19 protein-coding genes and 1 riboswitch are annotated in these 22361 nt (G+C 37.9%); of the genes, 6 read left to right on the top strand and 13 right to left on the bottom strand.

The features are described from left to right. Positions 1–62 precede the first annotated feature (62 nt). The gene (locus ACFPM4_RS17770) at positions 63–2222 is read right to left on the bottom strand and encodes a glycoside hydrolase family 3 N-terminal domain-containing protein (RefSeq protein WP_382354780.1); all 2160 of its coding nucleotides are present in this window, start codon (positions 2220–2222) and stop codon (positions 63–65) included. Between the two features lie 235 nt (positions 2223–2457). On the opposite strand from ACFPM4_RS17770, the gene ACFPM4_RS17765 reads away from it, so the two are divergent. The 4 genes from ACFPM4_RS17765 (at position 2458) to ACFPM4_RS17750 (ending at position 8077) form a co-directional block, all read left to right on the top strand. Beyond that, positions 2458–3558 carry a Gfo/Idh/MocA family protein gene (locus ACFPM4_RS17765; protein ID WP_144925846.1) on the top strand — a complete coding sequence of 367 codons (1101 nt, stop codon included), beginning with the start codon at positions 2458–2460 and terminating at the stop codon, positions 3556–3558. Positions 3559–3690: 132 nt separating this feature from the next. Beyond that, on the top strand, positions 3691–4917 hold the full coding sequence (locus ACFPM4_RS17760; protein WP_382354777.1) for a threonine synthase: 1227 nt from the start codon (positions 3691–3693) through the stop codon (positions 4915–4917). A 217-nt stretch (positions 4918–5134) separates the two neighbouring features. Further along, complete coding sequence (gndA, locus tag ACFPM4_RS17755; protein WP_144925840.1) at positions 5135–6550, top strand: NADP-dependent phosphogluconate dehydrogenase; 1416 nt, start codon at positions 5135–5137, stop codon at positions 6548–6550. Between the two features lie 72 nt (positions 6551–6622). Continuing rightward, positions 6623–8077: a gluconokinase gene (locus ACFPM4_RS17750; protein ID WP_382354774.1), complete on the top strand. Its 1455-nt coding sequence runs from the start codon at positions 6623–6625 to the stop codon at positions 8075–8077. A 32-nt stretch (positions 8078–8109) separates the two neighbouring features. Here ACFPM4_RS17750 and ACFPM4_RS17745 read toward each other — a convergent pair whose 3' ends face one another. The 5 genes from ACFPM4_RS17745 to ACFPM4_RS17725 all read right to left on the bottom strand — a co-directional run bounded on the left by ACFPM4_RS17745 (position 8110) and on the right by ACFPM4_RS17725 (position 14228). Continuing rightward, complete coding sequence (locus tag ACFPM4_RS17745; protein WP_382354771.1) at positions 8110–9603, bottom strand: catalase; 1494 nt, start codon at positions 9601–9603, stop codon at positions 8110–8112. Positions 9604–9867: 264 nt separating this feature from the next. Continuing rightward, positions 9868–11145: a uracil permease gene (uraA, locus tag ACFPM4_RS17740; protein WP_382354768.1), complete on the bottom strand. Its 1278-nt coding sequence runs from the start codon at positions 11143–11145 to the stop codon at positions 9868–9870. Positions 11146–11477: 332 nt separating this feature from the next. Next, on the bottom strand, positions 11478–11837 hold the full coding sequence (locus ACFPM4_RS17735; protein WP_382354765.1) for a hypothetical protein: 360 nt from the start codon (positions 11835–11837) through the stop codon (positions 11478–11480). Between the two features lie 733 nt (positions 11838–12570). Next, complete coding sequence (gene pepT, locus ACFPM4_RS17730) at positions 12571–13797, bottom strand: peptidase T (protein ID WP_382354762.1); 1227 nt, start codon at positions 13795–13797, stop codon at positions 12571–12573. A 92-nt stretch (positions 13798–13889) separates the two neighbouring features. Next, positions 13890–14228, bottom strand: a complete 339-nt coding sequence (locus tag ACFPM4_RS17725) for a winged helix-turn-helix transcriptional regulator (RefSeq protein WP_382354759.1) — start codon at positions 14226–14228, stop codon at positions 13890–13892. Positions 14229–14370: 142 nt separating this feature from the next. On the opposite strand from ACFPM4_RS17725, the gene ACFPM4_RS17720 reads away from it, so the two are divergent. Then, entirely contained in the window at positions 14371–15216 is an 846-nt protein-coding gene (locus ACFPM4_RS17720; protein ID WP_382354756.1) for a VOC family protein, read from the top strand. Positions 15217–15336: 120 nt separating this feature from the next. Beyond that, positions 15337–16368: a lactonase family protein gene (locus ACFPM4_RS17715; RefSeq protein WP_382354754.1), complete on the top strand. Its 1032-nt coding sequence runs from the start codon at positions 15337–15339 to the stop codon at positions 16366–16368. Between the two features lie 849 nt (positions 16369–17217). On the opposite strand, the gene ACFPM4_RS17710 is transcribed toward ACFPM4_RS17715, so the two are convergent. The 7 genes from ACFPM4_RS17710 to ACFPM4_RS17680 form a co-directional block, all read right to left on the bottom strand. Beyond that, positions 17218–18600 (bottom strand): LLM class flavin-dependent oxidoreductase, encoded by a 1383-nt coding sequence (locus ACFPM4_RS17710; protein ID WP_382354752.1) that lies wholly within the window; start codon positions 18598–18600, stop codon positions 17218–17220. Positions 18601–18615: 15 nt separating this feature from the next. After that, entirely contained in the window at positions 18616–19173 is a 558-nt protein-coding gene (gene ssuE, locus ACFPM4_RS17705; protein WP_382354749.1) for an NADPH-dependent FMN reductase, read from the bottom strand. Positions 19174–19308: 135 nt separating this feature from the next. Then, positions 19309–19413, bottom strand: a riboswitch (SAM riboswitch). Between the two features lie 144 nt (positions 19414–19557). Continuing rightward, entirely contained in the window at positions 19558–19806 is a 249-nt protein-coding gene (locus ACFPM4_RS17700; RefSeq protein WP_144921433.1) for a DUF2651 family protein, read from the bottom strand. 25 nt (positions 19807–19831) lie between these two features. Next, positions 19832–20548, bottom strand: a complete 717-nt coding sequence (locus tag ACFPM4_RS17695; RefSeq protein WP_382354745.1) for a YfjL-like protein — start codon at positions 20546–20548, stop codon at positions 19832–19834. A 42-nt stretch (positions 20549–20590) separates the two neighbouring features. Beyond that, positions 20591–21286, bottom strand: a complete 696-nt coding sequence (locus tag ACFPM4_RS17690; protein WP_382354743.1) for a YfjL-like protein — start codon at positions 21284–21286, stop codon at positions 20591–20593. A 5-nt stretch (positions 21287–21291) separates the two neighbouring features. Then, the gene (locus ACFPM4_RS17685) at positions 21292–21846 is read right to left on the bottom strand and encodes a zf-HC2 domain-containing protein (RefSeq protein ID WP_382354740.1); all 555 of its coding nucleotides are present in this window, start codon (positions 21844–21846) and stop codon (positions 21292–21294) included. After that, on the bottom strand, positions 21839–22336 hold the full coding sequence (locus ACFPM4_RS17680; protein ID WP_382354737.1) for an RNA polymerase sigma factor: 498 nt from the start codon (positions 22334–22336) through the stop codon (positions 21839–21841). The genes ACFPM4_RS17685 and ACFPM4_RS17680 overlap by 8 nt, the downstream gene beginning before the upstream one ends. Positions 22337–22361: the final 25 nt, after the last annotated feature.

Below are 22361 nucleotides of genomic sequence, written 5' to 3'. Positions count from 1 at the left end.
CAACGCCTGCACTAGCACATCCTATGCTTCGCAGCGGAAATCAACAACACTCTAAATAACCGTTATTTTTTTAATACAAAAGATAATGTTTCAACGTCACGGCTATTTGTACCGATGAATACTTCAAATCTTCCAGCATCACTTGTGAACTCAAGGTTGCTATGGTAATAACGAAGTTGTTCCTCTGTAATTGTGAATGTTACCGTTTTTGTTTCACCAGGTTGTAGAGTGATTTTTTCATAACCTTTTAGTTCCTTCATAGGACGTACAACTTCGCCAGCTACATCACGAATATACAATTGAACAATTTCTTCACCGGCAACTTCACCTGTGTTTGTCACTTGTACGGAAGCTGTAATGGAATCATTAACAGTTAATACATCACCTGATAAAGCGTGGTTACTATATTCAAATGTTGTATAACTTAAACCATAACCAAATGGAAGTAGTGGTTCATTTGGAATATCGAGGTACTTCGTAACATAACCTTCACCATTATTCAGATTTGGACGGCCAGTATTAAAATGATTGTAATAAACAGGAACTTGACCAACAGAGTGTGGGAAGGACATTGTAAGTTTCCCGGATGGATTTACATCTCCATATAAAATGTCTGCAATTGCAGCGCCACCTTCTGTTCCAGGGAACCATGCTTCTAATAAAGCATCTGCCTCGTCAATTACTCCGTGTAAATCAATAGGACGACCATTGAACAACACAATTGCGATTTTCTTGTTTAGTTTTTTCATTTCTTTAATCAATGTTAATTGTGCTTCAGGTAAGCGGATGTCTGCAAGACTAGCTGCTTCACCACTCATTCCTGGTGACTCACCAAGAGCTAAAACGATTAGTTCCGCATCTTTTGCAACTTCTAGAGCTTCTTGAATATCTTCCCCATTGTATGCCTCAATATCACAACCTTTTGCAACAGAGAGAAGGGAAGGATCAATTTTCTGCTCAATTCCTTGTTGAATTGTTACAGCATCTTCTGGTTGACCATGCCAAGACCAAGCACCAAGGATATTACCGCTATTAGCAAACGGACCAATAAGTGCAACTTTTGTATCTGTTGATAATGGTAATACTTGTTCATTCTTTAAGAGTACACAAGATTTTGCAGCTAATTCACGTGCAACTTTTCTATGTGGCTCAGAAAGGATAACTTCTTGTTCTAGTTGTTCATCTGCTCCACGATATGGGTTTTCAAATAAACCAAGTTTATCTTTCAATGTAAGAATTCTAAGAACTGCTTCATCCAGTAAAGCAACATCTAGCTCACCTGATTCAATTAGATCCTTAACGTTATTGATATAACACTCTGTCATCATTTCGATATCTACACCAGCACGTAATGCTTTTAACGCTGCTTCTCTAGTATCTTCGGCAACACCGTGTGGGATTAATTCCTTCACAGCTCCCCAATCAGAGATCATAACACCGTCAAATCCCCATTCATCGCGAAGAATATCGCGCATTAAGAATTCGTTACCTGTTGCAGGGATACCATCAACTGTATTAAAAGCAGTCATTACCATTTCACAGCCTTCATCAAGTGCTGCTTTATAAGCTGGTAAATAAGATTCACGTAATTGGCGTTCTGACATGTTTACTGTGTTATAATCACGTCCACCTTCAGGAGCACCATATGCAGCAAAGTGTTTAACACAAGCAGCAACATGATTTACATCTTCTTTAAGGTTCTTGCCTTGGAACCCTCTAACAAATGCTCTTGCATATTCACTATTTAAATATGGATCTTCACCAGTTGATTCCATCACACGGCCCCAACGAGGATCGCGTACAAGGTCCACCATTGGTGCAAATGTAACATGTACACCAGAAACAGCAGCTTCCTTAGCAGCAACCTCAGCACTTTTTTGTGCTAAGTCTAGGTCCCATGAGCTACCAATTGCTAGCGGTATAGGAAAGATAGTTTTAAATCCATGAATGATATCTGCCATCATTAATAGTGGGATACCGAGGCGATTATTTTTTAAGTGGGCATCTTGAATGTTTTTTACTTCACGCGCACCTGAACCACCAAGTACAGAACCAGTATTACGAACGTCTTCTTCTGTAAGTCCCATTTCATTCATTGGCCCAGTTATATGACCTCTATGTGATGCACCTTCAAAGAAAGGCATTGCAAGCTGGAGGAGCTGGCCAACTTTTTCGTCAATCGTCATTTTCTTTAATAAATCTTGCAATTGATTTTCTTGCATGAATAAACCTCCAAAGTATAATAACGAACATTATCGAAACGTTTCGACATAAGTCAAGTATATACGCTTTCATTATAAGAGTCAACGTATTAGTGAAACGTTTTTATTATTTTTTTTATGGGAAAATTACAACATTATTATTATGCTACTTTTTTTATTATTTTATGAATGTATACTAGACATAAATAGGTTAAAATTATGATAAAAGCTAGAGTATAGAATGGTGGGAAATGATATGGAAAAAGTGAAAACCGGTATTATAGGTTGCGGTATGATCAGTGAGATTTATATTAAAAACACAAGCTCCATCTATCAAAATCTTGAAGTAGTAGCTGTTGCGGATATTGATATCGAACGAGCGAAAGCAAGAGCAGAGCAATTTAATATTTCCAAAGCTTATTTACCAGAAGAATTATTGGCGGATGATGAAGTTGAAATGGTGATAAATCTAACCATTCCAGTTGCGCATGCACCAGTAACATTAAAAGCGCTAGAAGCCGGAAAACATGTATTTGTGGAAAAACCATTAGCTATTAAAAGAGAAGAAGGTTTAAAGATTCTCGAAGTAGCAAAGGAAAAAGGGTTATATGTAGGATGTGCGCCTGATACATTCCTAGGTGGAGGATTACAAACTTGCCGTAAACTAATTGATGATGGTTGGATTGGAGAGCCTTTAGGGGCTACAGCCTTTATGTTAGGGAGTGGTCCGGAAGGGTTCCATCCAAATCCTGACTTCTTCTATGTAGAAGGTGGAGGTCCAATGTTTGATATGGGGCCGTATTATTTAACAGCACTAGTACATTTATTAGGTCCGATAAAACGAGTGACTGGTTCTACAAAAGCTACATACTCAGAAAGAACAATAGGATCAGGACCTAGAAAAGGTCAAAAGGTACCAGTAGAAATTCCTACACATATCTCTGGGGTATTCGATTTTGAAAGTGGTGCAGTTGGTTCCATTATTACAAGTTTTGATGTATGGGGATCGCAACTCCCAAGGATTGAAATATATGGGACGAATGGAACGTTAATTGTTCCAGATCCTAATACGTTTGGTGGACCAATTTATATAAAGAGACCAGGAGATCCTGACTGGTCGTCTGTTCCATTGACATATGGCTTCACTGAGAATAGCAGAGGTATAGGGGCTGCTGATATGGCTAATGCCATTAGAACAGGTGGAGAGAACCGAGCAAGTGGTAAACTTGCATTTCATGTACTAGATGTAATGCATGCTTTCCAAGATTCTTCTGAAGCTGGAACACATATTACAATTACGAGTGGTTGTGAACGACCTGAACCACTACCAATGAATCAGTATCGACTTTTTGAATAATGACATATATGCCCTGTTATCGAGTAACAAGATAACAGGGTTTTTTTGTTAGATATATAGGATGTGATGTTGCTTTATGTTATTATTAAAGAGTATAACATCACTATGTATTTGGGGAGGGTGTAAGATTCGATGACTTATAGTTTTGTTTCGCATCTCTATTGTCCAAAATGCACAAAAACTTACAACTTAGAATCAACACACCAATTATGTACATGTGGTTCACCATTGTTAGTAAAATACAACTTGCATTTACTTACACAGGAATTGAAACCGTCTGATTTAAAAGGAAGAAGAAATGATCTTTGGCGTTACCATGAGCTATTACCAATAAAAAAGGAAAAAAATATTGTATCCATGGGAGAAGGAATGACTCCTTTGCTTCCTATGGATAGAATTGGAAAGCAAATGGGGATTAAACAATTGTTTATGAAGGATGAAGGAATTATTCCGACAGGGACTTTTAAAGCACGTGGGGCTGCCGTTGGAGTATCCAAAGCAAAAGAACTCGGAGTGAAACAGTTAGCAATGCCGACAAACGGGAATGCGGGTGCAGCATGGTCACTGTACGCTACACGTGCTGGAATCTGTGCAACAATTGTTATGCCAATGGATGCACCGAAAATTACAAGAAATGAATGTGCAGTTGCTGGAGGAAATCTTTATTTAGTAGATGGATTAATTAGTGATGCTGGAAGGATAGTAGCGGGGTTAGTACAGTCATCTGATATATATGATGCATCCACGTTAAAGGAGCCCTACCGGATTGAAGGAAAGAAAACAATGGGGTTGGAAATAGCAGAACAATTTAATTGGGAAGCTCCAGATGTTATTCTATACCCGACAGGTGGCGGTGTAGGTTTAATAGGGATATATAAAGCATGGAAGGAATTACAAGAGCTCGGATGGGTTCATAAAGAGAAAATGCCACGTTTAGTAGCTGTTCAAGCAGAAGGTTGTGCACCAATAGTAAGAGCATGGGAAGAAGGCAAGCGAGAGTCGGAGTTTTGGCCAGATTCACAAACAATCGCTTTCGGAATTAATGTTCCGAAAGCTTTAGGTGACTTCTTAGTATTGGAAGCATTATACGAAACTAATGGTTGTGCAGTATCTATAGATGATCGTGAAATTGTAGCTGAGCAAAAAATAATTGCTGAGAAAGAAGGTACATTCATTTGCCCTGAAGGTGCTAGTGCATTTGTAGCAGCACGCAAATTACGGAAGCAAGGGTGGATAAAAGATAATGAACGTGTTGTAGTCTTAAACACTGGAGCTGGAATAAAATATCCGAATACCGTGAATGTGGAAGTACCAATATTACAGAAAGGTGACTCCATTCCAATTCGAACAAATATATAATTATAAAATGAGGAGAAGGAAAAAATATCCTTCTCTTTTTTATATGAAAGCGGGAATAAATAATATTATTTATATGATTTTTTAATTAATTCAATCAATCAACTTGTTAAAGTACCGAGAGAAATGTATGATAAAATCAAAATATGAAGAATGCTGACTGTTTTCCTGCAAATCAGTCACAGGATTTACTCACAACAGAGGGAGGAAGTTTAGTATCATGGCAAAACAGCAAATTGGTGTTATCGGTCTTGCAGTAATGGGTAAAAACTTGGCTTTAAACATTGAGAGCCGTGGATATTCGGTTGCAGTATTCAACCGCTCATCAGAAAAAACAGAAGACTTCATGCAAAACGAAGCAAAAGGTAAAAATTTCGTTGGTGCATTGTCGATAGAAGAATTCGTAAATTCACTAGAAAAACCACGTAAAATTTTACTTATGGTAAAAGCTGGGGCAGCAACAGATGCAACAATTGAAACTTTAAAACCTCATTTAGATAAGGGCGATATTTTAATTGATGGAGGTAACACGTTCTTCCAAGATACAATTCGTCGTAATAAAGAATTAAGCGAAGCAGGATTACACTTCATTGGAACAGGGGTTTCAGGTGGAGAAGAAGGTGCACTAACTGGTCCTTCCATTATGCCAGGAGGTCAAAAAGAAGCTTATGAGCTTGTAGCTCCTATTTTTGAAGCAATTTCCGCTAAAGTGGATGGAGATGCTTGTACTACATATATCGGTCCAGACGGTGCAGGTCACTATGTGAAAATGGTTCACAACGGTATTGAGTATGGCGACATGCAATTAATTTGTGAAGCATACTTTATTATGAAGCATGTATTAGGTCTTGGTGCTGAAGAGCTTCATGAAGTGTTTGCTGATTGGAATAAAGGTGAATTAGATAGTTATTTAATCGAAATTACTGCAGATATCTTCAAGAAAGTGGATGAAGAAACTGGAAAACCACTAGTTGATGTTATCCTTGATACTGCAGGCCAAAAAGGAACAGGTAAATGGACAAGTCAAAACGCGCTTGACCTAGGTGTTCCACTACCACTAATTACAGAGTCAGTGTTTGCACGCTTTATTTCTGCAATGAAAGAAGAACGTGTAGCTGCTAGCAAAGTATTGGCTGGTCCAGAAGTAGCACCTTTTGATGGAGATAAGAAAGAACTCATTGAAGCAGTACGTAAAGCACTTTATATGAGTAAAATTTGTTCCTATGCACAAGGTTTCGCGCAAATGCGTGTAGCTTCTGAGGAATATGGCTGGGATTTAAAATACGGTGATATTGCAATGATCTTCCGTGGTGGTTGTATTATCCGTGCGCAATTCTTACAAAAAATTAAAGATGCATATGACCGTGATCCAGAATTAGCTAACTTAATGCTAGACCCTTATTTCAAAGAGATTGTGGAGAGCTACCAAAAAGAATTACGTAAAGTAATTTCTATCGCTGTAGAGCGTGGAATTCCTGTACCATCATTCGCAAGTGCAGCTGCATATTATGACAGCTACCGTACAGAAACGTTACCTGCAAATCTTTTGCAAGCACAACGCGATTACTTCGGTGCACACACATATGAGCGTATTGACAAAGAAGGTATCTTCCATACTGAATGGATGGATAAATAATATACAACAAGAAGGCTGCCCTCTAAGTAACAAGGGCAGCTTTTCGTTTATAGAATAGGAGGTGGGGATTATATGGAATTAGTCGTTGGTTTGGATATTGGAACAACGGCAGTGAAGGCTGTTCTTTTTCAACGTGATGGTACAGTGTTGGCGATAGCGGAAAAGTTGGTAACCACTTATTATCCAGAACCAGGTTGGGCAGAGCAAGATCCTGTTGAGGTGGAGAGCAAAGCACTTGAAGCATTACGTGATGTAATCCAGCATAGCGCGGTCAAGCGTGAATCGATAAAGGCAATCGGTATTTCCTGTGCGATGCACTCACTTATTTGTGTCAATGAAACTGGTATTGCATTATCCAACGCGCTTATTTGGTCAGATGGAAGAGCAAAAATGCAAGCGGATGCATTATCAAAGAAGGAAATCGGTGCACGTTTGTATGACAAAACGGGAGTTCCAATTCACCCAATGTCTCCTCTTGTAAAACTAATCTGGATGAAAGAAACTGGATTTAATGCATATAAACAAGCAAGCCACTTTATATCACTGAAAGAATATATTTTATTTCATTGGTTTGGTGAAAGAATGATAGATTATGCGATGGCGTCTGCAACAGGTTTATTTAACAAAGATACATTAAGCTGGGAGCAAGAAGCGTTGGTATTAGCGGGGATTACGGAAGCGCAGTTGTCCAATGTTGTAGCCCCTACAGAAGTATTGAATGGCATAAGAGTGGAAGTGGCAGAAAAAATAGGGATTCAAAAAGAAACTCCTTTTGTCATTGGAGCTGCAGATGGACAATTAGCCAATTTAGGTATAGGAGCAATTTTGCCTGGAGAAGTAGCGATTACTGTTGGAACGAGTGGAGCAGTGAGACAGCTTGTGAAAGATTCTCGTCTAAGTAAGCAGCAGGGAACATTTTGTTATGCTTTTACAGAGCAATATAAAATTGTTGGTGGACCGACAAATAATGGCGGGATTGTAGTGCAGTGGTTAAAGGAAGTATTACATAACGAAGATGAGATGGAGGATTTTCTAAAAAAAGCTGAAACTGTTAACGTAGGGGCAGATGGTTTGTTTTTTATTCCGTATATTAATGGGGAAAGAGCACCAATTTGGAACCAAAACGCTACGGGAAGTTTCTATGGTCTAAAAATTACACATACACAAAATTTTATTATTCGCGCAGTGTTAGAGGGGATTACACTCAATTTATATGAAATATATCAAGATGTTAAACAAATTGCTGGCGAGCCCGAGCGGATTTTTGTAAATGGGGGGTTAGCTAGATCAAAGACTTGGTTGCAATTAGTAGCCGATATATTTGGAAAAGAGGTTTGTATTGCAGAGAGCCCGCAAAGCTCTGCATGGGGAGCGGCATGGATAGCACTTGTTGGTATAGGCGTTGAGCATACGTTGGAAGCAATTAAAGACTCCATCCATATTGAAAAAGTTATAAAACCAAATGTTGAAAATCACTCCAAATACAAAAGAATATATGAAGAGTGGAAGAAACTCATACCAAAATAGGTAGCAACATTTCGTTGCTACCTGTTTTTGTATTAAACTTCGCTAGCTTTTAATTCAACTTCGCTCAAAGGAATTCCAAGTGCATCTGCTACACCTTGGCCATATGCTGGATCAGCAAGATAGCAATGCTTGATGTGACGCAATTTAATATGCTTTTCAACACCTTGCATATTACGAGCAGTATTTTCGAACAATACTTGTTTCTGTTCATCACTCATTAAGTTAAATAGTTTTCCTGGTTGTTCGAAGTAATTATCATCATCTTCACGGAATTCCCAACGGTTTGCATTTCCGTTAATAGCAAGATCTGGCTCTCTATATTCTGGTTGATCTCGCCATTCTCCGTAACTATTAGGAGCATATGCAAGTCTACTTCCATGGTTGCCGTCGACACGCATCGCACCATCACGATGGAAGCTATGGAATGGACATTTCGGTTGGTTTACCGGAATTTGATGGTGGTTTACGCCAAGACGATAACGCTGTGCATCACCATAAGAGAATAGTCTTCCTTGTAACATTCTATCTGGCGAGAAGCTGATTCCTGGTACAACGTTAGCTGGTGTGAAAGCAGCTTGTTCTACTTCAGCAAAATAGTTTTCTGGATTACGGTTAAGTACCCACTCTCCAACTTCGATAAGAGGGAAGTCTTTCTTATACCATACTTTCGTTAAATCAAATGGATTGTATGGCATGTTGTTTGCTTGTTCCTCGGTCATCACTTGAATATACATTTTCCATTTAGGGAAATTACCATTCTCAATTGCTTCATATAGATCTCTCTGATGGCTTTCGCGGTCTTTACCAACAAGATCTGTTGCCTCTTCGTCCGTTAAATTCTCAATACCTTGTTGTGAGCGCATATGGAATTTTACCCAAACACGTTCATTTTTATCATTAATCATACTAAAAGTATGGCTTCCAAATCCATGCATAGTACGGTAAGACTTTGGAATTCCTCGGTCACTCATTACGATTGTAACTTGGTGTAATGCCTCAGGTAAGGATGTCCAGAAATCCCAGTTCGTATTAGCGTTTCTCATATTTGTGCGTGGATCACGTTTTACCGCATGGTTTAAGTCAGGGAAAATTAACGGATCTCTAAAGAAGAACACAGGTGTGTTGTTTCCAACAAGGTCCCAGTTACCTTCCTCTGTATAAAATCTCATTGCAAATCCACGAATATCACGTTCAGCGTCAGCGGCACCACGTTCACCAGCAACGGTAGAGAAGCGAACAAACATGTCAGTTTGCTTACCGATTTCAGAGAAAATTTTTGCTTTCGTATATTTCGTAATGTCATTTGTTACTGTAAAAGTACCGTATGCACCTGAACCTTTTGCGTGCATACGACGTTCAGGAATTACTTCTCTATCAAAGTGAGCTAGTTTTTCTAGTAACCAAACATCTTGTAATAAAATAGGCCCACGAGGTCCAGCTGTCATAGAATTTTGATAATCAGTAACTGGAGCACCAGCAGCTGTAGTTAATTTCTTTTTATTATTATTATTCTCATTTACGCTCATTTAATGAGCACCTCCTAGAATATTAATCTCTTACTTTATAATAATTATTATATCAGAGTGAATTTAAAAATGCTAGACTAATCTTTACAGTATTGTGAATTTGCTAGATTACCCTGTAATTCAAGCTTTCTCAATAACAATCGACATTCTCAATTGCAAATTCGACACAATACTATGTTAAAACTAATATAAATTGGCGAAAACAATAAAAAAGTGTCTGACCCGAAACAATTTTAAATTGTTCAGGGTCAGACACTTACATTATCAATCGTTATTTAGTTTTAATACGTTTAGTATTTTAAAGAAGATACTTAGGAGGATTGCTACGATAGTTGCAAGACCCATTCCTTTTAATTCAACATCACCGATATTAATAACTGCACCGCTAATTCCGATTACGAGTACAACACAAGTTAAGATTAAGTTTTGTGAATTACTATAGTCTACTTTTGATTCAACAAGCATGCGGATCCCGCTTGCAGCGATGATACCGAATAGTAGTAATGAAATTCCACCCATTACTGGACTTGGGATACCTTGAATAAGTGCTGCTAACTTACCGCAGAAGGAAAGTACAATGGCGATAACTGCTGCACCACCGATAATCCAAGTAGAATATACACGCGTAATTGCAAGAACTCCGATGTTTTCTCCATAAGTTGTATTTGGTGTAGATCCAAAGAAACTGGAAAGCATCGTGGAAACACCGTTACCAATCATAGAGCGATCAAGTCCAGGATCTTTCACTAAGTCTTTCTTTACAATATTTCCTGTTACAACTAAATGTCCAATATGCTCTGGTATTAAGACGAGTGCAGCAGGTAGTATGATTAAAATATCTGACCAGTTAAATTGCATTTGATAATATGTTGGCATGGAAATCCATGCTGCTTCTTTCACAGCAGTGAAATCTACAAGTCCGTAGAAGTAAGCAATGATATATCCAGAAACAATACCGAGTAAAATTGGAATGATTTTCAAAAATCCTCTTAATGTTACCCAACAAACAATTGTAATTAAGAGTGTTAATAAGCAAACGATAATATAATCAGGATTTGCAATCCAATCTTCTGCTGCATCAGAAGGTTTAATTAAATGTCCCATTCCTGCAGCAACTGGAACAAGTTCAAGTCCGATAACTGCGACAATTGCACCCATAGCCGCTGGTGGGAAAATAACATCAATCCATGATGTTCCTACTACTTTAATGAGAAGACCGACAAGTGTTAATACAAGACCTACGACAAGGAAGCCGGCAAGTACATAACCATATCCATCGCCACCTGCATATTTACCTAATACAACGGATACTGGTGATATGAATGCAAAGCTAGAACCAAGATACGCAGGGATTTTACCTTTTGTAATAAAGATATATAGTAATGTTCCAATTCCGTTCATTAAAAGAATAGTTGCTGGGTTTACACCAAACAAAACAGGTACTAAAACTGTAGACCCAAACATTGCGAATAAGTGCTGTAAGCTTAATGGTAAACTTTGTAATAATGGTAGTCGTTCATCGACTTGGATTTCTCTTTTCATCCGAAATCTCCTCCTAATCATTGTTGGCTGAGATCAGATTGTGCCATTGGTAAGGTACAGCAAAAAGCACCTTGCCCAATGACTGGCAAGGTGCATAAATGAGCGGAAAATAATAGAATAACCGTTCTATGCAGAATTCATGCGCACAAAAAAATATTACGCATGCAACCTTGTCAGCCTCACGGGACTGTTTTAAAGGCAATCTGATTCATTTGTCATATGTATTATGACAAGGACAAAAGCGAAAGTCAACAACTTTTTTAAAAGTGTCTTCACAGAAATAGATTTCATTTGCTTGTGAATAACAAGGGGAATCCTAGCATACATTGGATTTACTCACCATATATCCCATCATACTGAATCTTCACAAATGTATCATCGACTTGAACAGCAAGTGCTTCTTTCTTACTAACATCCTTAATTTCATAAATCTTTGTTCCTTTTGTAAAAGTATTGGAACTGACAGTTTTGCCATTTATATCAGCATCAAATTCGTTATCAGAATAGAAGGTAACCTTTCCGATGGAGGGACCTATATCTTCTTTATCAATATATTCCAATGTTTCGATGTACTTAGCTCCATCATTCAACACTACAAATCCATTTTTCCAGTCAGGACTACTATTTTTGTTCGAACAACCTGAATAAATAATACAAGCTACCAGGAACAAGGGAATGAGCTTTTTATACATAACGAACCTCCTATAAAAGGTGATTTATGTCAGTGGATGAGCCATTATAGATTTTTTTGTAGTACTAAAACAATATGTCTTCTAATTACCATTATGTACCATAATTTAAATATATTGAATGATTGATGACATTACTAGGGGTGTTGTTAAAATATGACCTAAAAGAGGTTGGGGCAAAGGAATATGGTTGCAAACAAAAACCGAACTATAACTTGATCTCAGGACAAGGTAGTTCGGTCGTTTTATGAATAATAAAAATTTTTTAGTTACCAGCGGAGGAAATACACGAAGACTCCTACCATGGAAATAAAGCTTTAAAAAGTTAGCTCTGTTAAACACTGTTGTTGATTTTCGCTTCTGTACACTCGCTTTCCGCGGGCACGGCCTCAGCTAACTTGGCAAAGAAAACCGCTTTGCCAAGTGGATCTTCAGCTCGTGCTGTTCCCGCAGGAGTCTCGTGTACATCCGCTACAATCAACTAAATTGTCAACAACAATGAACTTTAACAGAGCCAAAAAGTTAAATCTAACTTATACATGCATCGTATAGACCTACCCTAGCACATTTCCATTCCCTGTGGTGTATTTTTGGATACATGGTTGACTGCGGGATGTACGATAGCCGGGAGACCCCACAGGCGTGTTCAGCGCCGAGGAGGCTCCCGAACCGCCCGCGGAAAGCGTAGTGTATTTCCGAAGCGGTATAGTACACTTACATTCAATTTATCTTACAATTATGCCCGTTCCTCAAATAAGCTTGCAATCTTCACAATGACTTGAACAGCTTTTTCCATATTCTCAACTGAAATAAATTCATATGGTCCATGGAAGTTCTCTCCACCAGTAAAAATATTTGGTGTAGGGAGCCCCATATAGGAAAGCTGAGACCCATCTGTACCACCGCGAATTGGTTCAATTACTGGTGTAATATCTAGACTTTTCATTGCATCAGAAGCAATCTCGATAATTTCTTTCACAGGTTCAATTTTTTCACGCATGTTGTAATATTGATCGTTCATATTGATAATGATGCGGTCGTGTCCATATTTCTCGCGCAGGTGTGCGACTATTTTTTTCACATTTTCTTTTTTTGCTTCAAACTTATCGCGATCAAAGTCACGAATGATGTAGTTGAGTTTTGTTGTATCTACATCACCATGGAATGAAAGTAAGTGGTAGAAGCCTTCGTATCCTTCTGTTAATTCAGGTGCTTCCTCGGCTGGCAGGGAATTATGAAACTCCATAGCAATCTTAGCTGCATTGACCATTTTTCCTTTCGCTGTACCAGGGTGGATGTTTGTTCCCTTAAAAGTAAGCTTTAATCCTGCTGCATTAAAACTTTCATATTGTAGTTCGCCTAGAGGACCGCCATCGATTGTATATGCGTAGTTGGCACCGAATTCATCTACATTAAATTTATGTGGTCCACGGCCGATTTCCTCATCTGGCGTAAAAGCAACTCGGATCTTGCCGTGTTTAATTTCTGGATGTTTGATTAAATAATCCATTGCCGTCATGATTTCCGCAATTCCGGCTTTATTATCGGCACCTAGAAGCGTTGTACCGTCAGTTGTAATTAACGTATGACCTTTATAGTTTGTTAGAGCAGGGAAGTCCTTTGGAGTAAGAACGACATTATCATTTAGCTTAATTTCTTTACCATCATATTGCTCCACTATTTGTGGGTTAACACCTTCACCAGTAAAATCTGTTGCCGTATCAACATGTGCTAAAAATCCTATAACAGGAACTTGCTTTTCAGTATTGGCTGGAAGTGTTGCCATGACATAAGCATTTTCGTCGATCGTAACTTCCTCCATGCCAATCGCCTTTAACTCATCAACGAGCATTCTTGCAAGCGTCCATTGGCCGTCTGTGGAAGGACATGTGTCGGAGTTCTCGTCTGATTGTGTATTTACTTTTACATATGAAGTGAAGCGTTGAATAATATCCTGTTTCAATGTGCTAATCCCCTTTACGATTAATTAACTACATATTACCTTAAATGTTAGCTAAAAATAAAGAAGCCGGTACTTCTGAATGAAGTACCGACCTAATCATTATTCGTAACTTTCTCGTTCTCTATTTCAATCCAATCTTGTCCCCATTTTTCAATCTCTTTCATTAATGGTGCCAGTGCTAGGCCTTTTTCCGTTAATGAATATTCAATACGGACAGGGGTCTCAGGATATACTTGGCGTAAAACAATTCCTTCTTGTTCCAAGTCTTTTAATCTTTCGGATAGAACGCGTGCGCTTATTGGCATTGCGGCTTCCACTGTACAAAAACGTTGTGGTCCATTTAGTAATTGATAAATTATTAATCCGGACCAGCGTTGTCCTAATATACTCATTGCCTTTTCAAATCTTGGACACATAGTTGGTGTATTCAATATAATCACCTCTCTTACTTAATTATATCACGATAGATATTGATTACCAACTTTTATTTCGCGCTAAAGTTACTTGACTAAATCTAATTTTTAATATATAGTTACTTACATAAAGTAAGTAAAAGAGACGGAGGAAAAATAAATGAACCTTAAACAACATCCGGTTATTAGTAGTGTTAATTTGTTAGTAGAAAATTTACAACGTACGATGAAGTTTTATATAGATGTACTTGGTTTTAAAGTACTTGAAGAAACAGATACGGAAGCTACATTAACAGCTGACGGTAAAACTCCAATCTTAACCCTGGAACAACCAAGTGATATTCAAAAACGGACGCGTTCTACTGGATTGTACCACATTGCTTTTTTGCTACCAAATCGCTCTGATTTAGCAGATATTATTCACTATTTTATTAAAACGCAATATCCATTACAAGGTGCATCTGACCACCATGTGAGTGAAGCACTATATCTTGCGGATCCTGAAGGGAATGGAATTGAGATTTATATAGACAGACCTACAGATCAATGGAAGTGGGATGGTGATCAAGTGCATATGACGACAGTAGCACTTGATATTGAAAGCATATTAAGGGAAGCATCGACAGAAGGCTGGAAAGGAATGCCGGAACAAACGTTAGTTGGTCATATACATTTACAAGTCAATGAATTGCAAAAAACAAAACAGTTTTATTGTGACTTACTTGGTTTTGAACCAGTATTGAACTATGGAAGTCAAGCTCTGTTTATTTCAAAACATCGTTATCATCACCATATTGGAATGAATACATGGGGAAGTGCAGGTGCACCAGCTCCAGCAGAAAACAGTGCAGGATTAAAATGGTTTACAATCTTAGTACCAGATGAAAATGAGTTGCAAGCAGTGAAAGATCGTTTGCAAGCTGCTGGTGAATATATAGCAGAAGAGCAGGGAAGCTTCATTACGAAAGATCCTGCGGGAATTCGTGTGCGATTATCAGTAAAATAACAATGTCAGAGTGTCGATATAATGGCACTCTCTTTTTACGTTGATTCAGAATACCGTAATGACATTGTTTCGCTTTTCTTATGCTATAATGGGGGCAAACAAATAAAGGAGAGAACGATAGTGGCTGAAAAATACATAGGTTATGCAGGAACGTATACAAGACAAAGCAGTGAAGGAATTTATCGTTTTGTTTTAGATGTAGAAGCAGGGAAACTAACAAATGTAGAAGTTGCTGCAAAAGTTGGAAGTCCAACATATGTAGCAGTGAGTGAAGATAAACAATATTTATATTCAGTAGCACAGCAAGATAAATTAGGTGGAGTAGCTGCATATAGCATTAAAGATGGAGAGCTAACTTTTATCAATGAAGATCTTCAGGAAGGTGCACCGCCATGTCATTTGGAGATCCATGACGATGCGTTAGTTACAGGGAATTATCATAAAGGTACGGTTAGTTTATACAAAACAAAAGAAGATGGAGGAGTTCAACCTTTAGCATTTGAAGTGCAGCACGAAGGGACAGGCCCTCATCAACGCCAAGAAAAATCACATGTGCATTTTACAGGCTATACACCAGATAAAAAGTACTTTGTAGTTGCTGATTTAGGTATTGACGAAGTAGTTACATATAAAGTAGTTGGGGATAAGCTAGAGAAAGTTAGCACGTTAAAAGTTAAAGCAGGAAGTGGCCCGCGCCATCTTACATTCCATCCAAATGGAAAAATTGCTTATTTACTAACAGAGTTAAGCTCTGAAGTAGTCGTGTTAGATTATGATGCAGAAACTGGTGTTTTTACAGAAAAGCAATATATCCGTGCAATTCCAGAAGACTTTAACGAAACAAACGATGCAAGTGCAATCCACATTTCAAAGGATGGCCGTTTTGTTTATACAGGAAACCGCGGTCATAATAGTATCGCAGTATTTTCAGTCGATGAAGCTTCAGGCGAATTAACGTTTATTGAACATACTCCTTCTGGTGGTGAGTGGCCACGCGATTTTGTATTTGATCCAAGTGGTGCATTTTTAGTAGCTTCTAACCAACATACAGGCAACTTAGTATTATTTGCTCGAGATCAAGAAACAGGGAAGTTAACAAAGCTGGATTCAGAAGTAGAAGTGCCAGAAGTAGTTTGTGTAAAATTTTTATAAGTCGATAAAATAAGAGTACCCCGAACCTTTGGATGTTCGGGGTATTTTATTTAGATTCGATTTCCTTGGTCGCATGATGTAATTAGGGATAGGTATGTGAGCGATAGTTATGAGAAGTGGTCGAAAGGGAGATTGTTATACGACGGGTTTGGGCAAGGATATGAGTTGAACTGGTCGAGAGGGAGGTTATCACGACGGATTTGCGTTAGGTTACGGGATGAAACGGTCGAGAGGAAGCTTGTCACGACGGGTTTGGGCAAGGTTACGGGATGAAGAGGTTGAGAGGGAGGTTGTCTCGACGGTTTTGAGCTAGGTTACTTGGTGAACTGGTCGAGAGGGAGGTTATCAAGGCAGGTTTGGGCTAGGATATGAGTTGAACTGGTCGAGAGAGAGGTTATCATGACGGGTTTGAGCAAAGTTGTAGGTTGAAATGGTAGAGAGGAAGGTCATCACGACGAGTTTGAGTTAGGTTACTGGTTGAACTGGTTGAGAGGGAGGTTGTCACGACGGGTTTGAACTGGGTTACTGGTTGAACTGGTTGAGAGAGAGGTTATCATGACGGGTTTGAGCAAAGTTGTAGGTTGAATTGGTCGAGAGGGAGGTTATCAAGGCGGGTTTGGGCTAGGATATGAGTTGAACTGGTTGAGAGGGAGGTTGTCACGACGGGTTTGAGCTGGGTTACTGGTTGAAATGGTCGAGAGGAAGGTCATCACGACAATCTGAACTAGAATACATAATGAAATCGTCTTGATAAAGCTTCTCTAAACGAGTATCAACTATTATTCTATGAAAAGTGGTCGTGACGATGGTATCCACGACTACTTTTCATAAATAATCGTCATAGGACATTTATAAAACTATTTTTTCCTTTCTTGTGTAGCTTTTACCTGGATGATGATCAGGAAGTTGTGGGCCAGCACCAAATAAGTTACCTCTTAATGTTGTTTCCTCATATCCAATTGGCACTCTGCCTCTAGCTTGTAAAACAGGTACAACAAGTTCGGCGAAGTCCTTGAACGTTCCTGGTGAAACTGCATATGCAATGTTAAATCCATCTACACCAGCTTCATTTACCCATTCTTCAATTAAATCTGCAATTTGCTCTGGAGTTCCAACCATATTGATTCCCATGCCGCCAATCCCAATCTGTTCAGCAATTTCCCCAACAGTCCATTGGCGTGTAGGATCCACTTTCGTATAATTTTCTAGAGCGGAGCGGATAGAGTCGTTTTCCACATACTTTACAATTGTAGAAGGGTCATAACCAGATAAGTCGACACCAGTCCAACCTCCAAATAAAGCAAGAGCACCTTCATAGCTAATATGCTTTTTATACTCATTATATTTTTCTTGAGCTTCTTCTTCCGTTCTTCCAACAACTGGAGTGACCATCGTTAATATTTTCACTTCATCGGGATTTCGACCATACTTAACTGAATCATCTCGTAATTTTTTCACTGTTGCTTTGGCAATAGTAAGTGTCGGTGCTCCAATAAAAACTAGTTCAGCATTCTTTACAGCAAATTCTCTACCTTTGTTTGATGCACCTGCTTGGAAAAGTACTGGTGTTCTTTGTGGGGAAGGTTCACATAAATGAGCACCAGGAACTTTATAATATTTCCCTTCATGGTTAATATCATGGACTTTATCGGGGTCCGTATATATACGATTCTCTTTATCTACTTTTACAGCATCATCTTCCCAGCTGCTCTCCCAAAGTTTATAGCAAACTTCTAAATATTCCGCAGCAATATCATAGCGTTCATCATGATTAATCTGGTCTTCTAATCCCATGTTTACTGCAGCACTTTTTAAGTATGATGTAACGATATTCCAACCTACTCGTCCTTTTGTTAGGTGATCTAGAGTCGACATTCTCCGCGCGAATGTATAAGGGTGTTCATGTGTAACCGATGCAGTAACCCCAAAACCAAGATGTTTTGTTACGGATGACATAAGTGGAACGACAAGCAGTGGATCATTGACTGGTGATTGTGCTCCTTGGCGAACGGCCGCATCCCTTGAACCATTGTATACATCATATGTCCCTAGTACATCTGCAAGAAAAACAGCATCAAAACGTCCTTTTTCCAAAATTTTGGCGAGTTCAATCCAATAATCACTATCCTTATATTGATGGGAGCGGTCGTCTGGATGTGTCCATAGTCCAGGTGATTGGTGGCCAGCACAATTCATTTCAAATGCATTTAAATAAATTCTTTTTTTGGTCATCATTATTCTCCTTTGTTAAATGGTATAGTGTTCCGGGATTGGGTTGCTTTGTTTTTTGATAATTTCAGTAAAATAATCAAGTTGTTTTTTGGTTCTTGCTAATGTGTCAATGTCTAATATAGGTTCTAAGCTTTCCTTATCCACTTCCTGATCTGTCAGGTATATTCCCTTTAAGTTTTGGCCTTTTAGTGTTGCTAATAGCGGTTTTAGGGAAAACTCTAGTGCTAGTAAGTGGGACTTGCTGCCACCAGTCATTAAAGGTAAAACTGGTTTTCCTTCTAAAATTTCTTGCGGTAAAATATCAATCAATGTTTTTAATACTCCAGAAAAAGCAGCTTTATAAACTGGAGAACCGACGATGATGCCACTCGAATCACGGATTTGTTTAGCGATTCTTTCTACTACTGGGCTATTGAAGTTTGCGAAAAATAAATCATTATGTGGTACGTCACGAACGGAAATATGTGTAACTTGAAAGCCCTTTTGTTGTAATAAGCGCCCTAAGTATCGGAGTACTTGATCTGATCGCGAACTTTCAAATGGACTACCAGATAGAATTACAATTTCACTCATTGAAAATTCCCTCCTTTATAATTAACTAAACATAGATGTATACTTGGATTTTTGTGAATAAATTTACAATAAAAAAACCTCCTCTCAAAAGATGAGAGAAGGGTAGGGGATTTGAAGGAAATCAAACCATAACTGTTCTCATCTTTAGAATACAGTGTATTCTTCTGAAATTAGCACCATGCAATGTTGCTGGTTGCTGAGGTTTCGCAGGGTCAGTCCCTCCACCTCTCTTGATAAGAGTAAAATATTGGATTTTCTTACTGGTTTTTATTATAAGTAACTCAATCGGATTAATCAACAAATAATTGTCGACAAGATTCGAGTTACATCTTTTTGAAAAAAGATAAAGGCCCCGTACTAGGAGACCTTTATCCTCGAATGATCTTATTTTTTTCTAATAAACCAAACAATCAGCGAAATAACAAGGGATACAATTGTATAAAATGTTGCCCAACCAAATAGCGCTTGCCAACCAACGTTCTGGACCATTGGTAGAATGATAGTAAGGATATTAAGACCAATGAATAGAATAATTGGTACGATAAAGTAGCGTTTAAATTTAATCGTTACCAACAAAGAAAAAAGTAAAGTTGCAATCGGCGCTACTATTCCATAAAAAGCAATTTCCCACATGAAAAATCACCATTCCTTTTTATTTTTATTTTGAATGTTCATTAATAACACGTAAGGAGATATCAGTGTCCTTATCGAAGTTTACGGTGTATTTAGCGTAGTCTTTACTTCCTTTTGCATAGACAAAACCCTCAATCTTTGCATCATTATAAGGATATTTACCATTATTCAATGTTTTTTGAATTACTTGAACTACTTCTAAAGTTTGCTCCTTTGAAAGATTTGTTACATCAAGCGAAAAGTTAATATCAAACGGTTCAATTAACTCTATATCATGACTCCATTTTGTATCAGGAGGGTATTTTTCCTCTAGTACATCAAGATAAAATTCAATCTGTGTGACAATCCCTGGTATTTCTGAATCTATTCCTTCGTAAAGCTGCTCTTTAATTTCTTTTCCGAACTTTGCTCCTAGCTCATAATCAGTATTAACAGGATAGTAGTGGATGTCTGTTGGCTTCACCGCTCCCCACACTTCAAAAACATACTCGATTTCGTCGTCCCCTCGAAACTCTGTAACATCAAATCCATACATGCCAAAAGTAAAATCATAAACCCCATCACCATTTATGCGATACTCTGAATCAGGAAATTCTTCTTCCAAAAAATCTTCTAACCCAGCTTTTAAATAATGTTTTGAGACGGGATTTCCGTTGAAGATTTGATATAGGAAAAGGATAATTACAACAAGGATTATTAGTAGAATGATATATAAAATCTTTTTCTTTTTAATAGCAATCACTCACTTTCATGATAAATGATGTATCTTAGCTAGTTCAGTTCCTCAGTCTTTATATTCGCTAATACTTTCTATCGTAAGTTTTGTATGATGATTAAATTTGATTGAGTAAAGGGAATATTCATCGATTCCTTTTTCGTAGCCTTCCACTCTCGCCTCTCCATAAGGATAATCTTGTAAGGTACCTTGAATGATCTGAGCCGCTTCTAGTGTTTCTTCTTTCGTTAGAGTAGTCACATCTAGTAAGAAAAGAATATCGAAGGGGCGAATCAGTTCAATATCATGACTCCATTTTGTATCGCTTGGATATTTTCCTTCTAATACCTCCGTAAAAGGTTCAATATATGTGACAATCCCTGGTATTTCCTTTTCCAATACCGCTTTAAGTTCATCTGTGATCTGATCATTAAACTTGATTTGAAGTGTTTCATCTACATTCGTAGGGTAGTAGTGAATCTCTTTTGGTTTTATTAGCCCTCTCACTTCAAACTCGTATTCAATCCTGTCATTATCCCGAAATTCTGTAACACTATAGATGTAATTTTTGAACTTAAAGTTATATACCCCATCATCATTGATCCGATATTCTGAATTTGCAAATTCAGTTTCAAGAAATTCATTTAATCCCTTTTTTAGGAAATACTTGGATCCAGGGTTGCCATTAAAGGAAAAATAAAGTAATAAAATAGGAGCAATCAAAACAATTAATAAAATAATATATATTAATTTTTTCAGGTTCATTATCATCACTCACTTTCCTTTAACTTAAGAATTAACAGGCCAACAAGAGAGCCAATAAATGCAAATATGAGATGTATTGCTCCAATGAAGAAGGCACCTGGAAACCCTAGGATTAATTGGTTGAAATTTATATGACCGTTGAAATAATTTATAAAAGAATCAACGAGTGACCATATGAATAGAGGTAAAAAAGTAATCGCTCCAACAATCCAAAAGCTCTTATAAAATAAATACGTAATAACCCCCAAAACAGTATAGGACAATATAAACTCAAGACTGTTGTTTAACATCGAAGTTTTTATTGCAAAGATAAATGATATTGCGACGATGATAATCTGAAAAATAGATAGTTTTAATTTGATTTTTGTAAACATCTTCTCATTATCAATAGTTGACTCAATTGTTTCCTTCGCCACTGGTTCCTTCGATATTTCTGCAAGTTCACGACAGTTTTCGCATGTTGCTAAGTGAGACTCGAGCCATTCGACGGTTACGTCCTGGAGTAAGCCTTCATTATATAAAGGGAGTAGATCCTCAGCGATAAAGCAGTCCTTATTCATCCTTCGACCTCATTTCCTTTTGTAGCTTTATTTTTGCACGGTGGAATGTTACACGCGTATAGTTTTCACTTTTACCTAACAATTCTCCTATTTCTTGAAAGGACAGTTCCCCATATATACGGAGAGTGACAATCTCTTTGGAGATGTCATCTAATTTATTCATGTGCTTAGCAAATTCCAAGTTTATTTCCTTCAATATATACAGATCCTCAGGGGAAGGAGGCACTGGATTCTGGTCTTCTGTAAGCATATTTTCAAGATTGCGATAATATTTTTTAGATCTGTAATATTTCTTAAGGACATTTTGTGCTATTGAAAATATCCATGTTTGAATAGATGATTTTCCTTGGAAAGATGAAAAGCCTTTTAATGCATGATAAAAAACGTCATGTGTTAAATCTTCTGCAATGGCAGAATCCGTTGTTTTTACATAAAAGAATGCGAAAATCCTAGGTTGAATTTCCACATATATTTTTTCGAGCTCGTTCATGGTGCCTCCTTTCCAACGCGCGTTC

This window comes from Lederbergia graminis, assembly GCF_042655485.1.
Lineage (GTDB): Bacteria > Bacillota > Bacilli > Bacillales > Bacillaceae_C > Lederbergia > Lederbergia graminis.
This window is presented reverse-complemented; position numbering and strand designations above follow the sequence as displayed.

Excerpts from the sequence above, each read along its gene's own strand:
- ACFPM4_RS17770 (WP_382354780.1), bottom strand. The coding sequence starts at position 2,222 with ATGCAAGAAAATCAATTGCAAGATTTATTAAAGAAAATGACGATTGAC.
- ACFPM4_RS17765 (WP_144925846.1), top strand. The coding sequence starts at position 2,458 with ATGGAAAAAGTGAAAACCGGTATTATAGGTTGCGGTATGATCAGTGAG.
- ACFPM4_RS17760 (WP_382354777.1), top strand. The coding sequence starts at position 3,691 with ATGACTTATAGTTTTGTTTCGCATCTCTATTGTCCAAAATGCACAAAA.
- gndA (WP_144925840.1), top strand. The coding sequence starts at position 5,135 with ATGGCAAAACAGCAAATTGGTGTTATCGGTCTTGCAGTAATGGGTAAA.
- ACFPM4_RS17750 (WP_382354774.1), top strand. The coding sequence starts at position 6,623 with ATGGAATTAGTCGTTGGTTTGGATATTGGAACAACGGCAGTGAAGGCT.
- ACFPM4_RS17745 (WP_382354771.1), bottom strand. The coding sequence starts at position 9,603 with ATGAGCGTAAATGAGAATAATAATAATAAAAAGAAATTAACTACAGCT.
- uraA (WP_382354768.1), bottom strand. The coding sequence starts at position 11,145 with ATGAAAAGAGAAATCCAAGTCGATGAACGACTACCATTATTACAAAGT.
- ACFPM4_RS17735 (WP_382354765.1), bottom strand. The coding sequence starts at position 11,837 with ATGTATAAAAAGCTCATTCCCTTGTTCCTGGTAGCTTGTATTATTTAT.
- ACFPM4_RS17720 (WP_382354756.1), top strand. The coding sequence starts at position 14,371 with ATGAACCTTAAACAACATCCGGTTATTAGTAGTGTTAATTTGTTAGTA.
- ACFPM4_RS17710 (WP_382354752.1), bottom strand. The coding sequence starts at position 18,600 with ATGACCAAAAAAAGAATTTATTTAAATGCATTTGAAATGAATTGTGCT.
- ssuE (WP_382354749.1), bottom strand. The coding sequence starts at position 19,173 with ATGAGTGAAATTGTAATTCTATCTGGTAGTCCATTTGAAAGTTCGCGA.
- ACFPM4_RS17700 (WP_144921433.1), bottom strand. The coding sequence starts at position 19,806 with ATGTGGGAAATTGCTTTTTATGGAATAGTAGCGCCGATTGCAACTTTA.
- ACFPM4_RS17690 (WP_382354743.1), bottom strand. The coding sequence starts at position 21,286 with ATGAACCTGAAAAAATTAATATATATTATTTTATTAATTGTTTTGATT.
- ACFPM4_RS17685 (WP_382354740.1), bottom strand. The coding sequence starts at position 21,846 with ATGAATAAGGACTGCTTTATCGCTGAGGATCTACTCCCTTTATATAAT.
- ACFPM4_RS17680 (WP_382354737.1), bottom strand. The coding sequence starts at position 22,336 with ATGAACGAGCTCGAAAAAATATATGTGGAAATTCAACCTAGGATTTTC.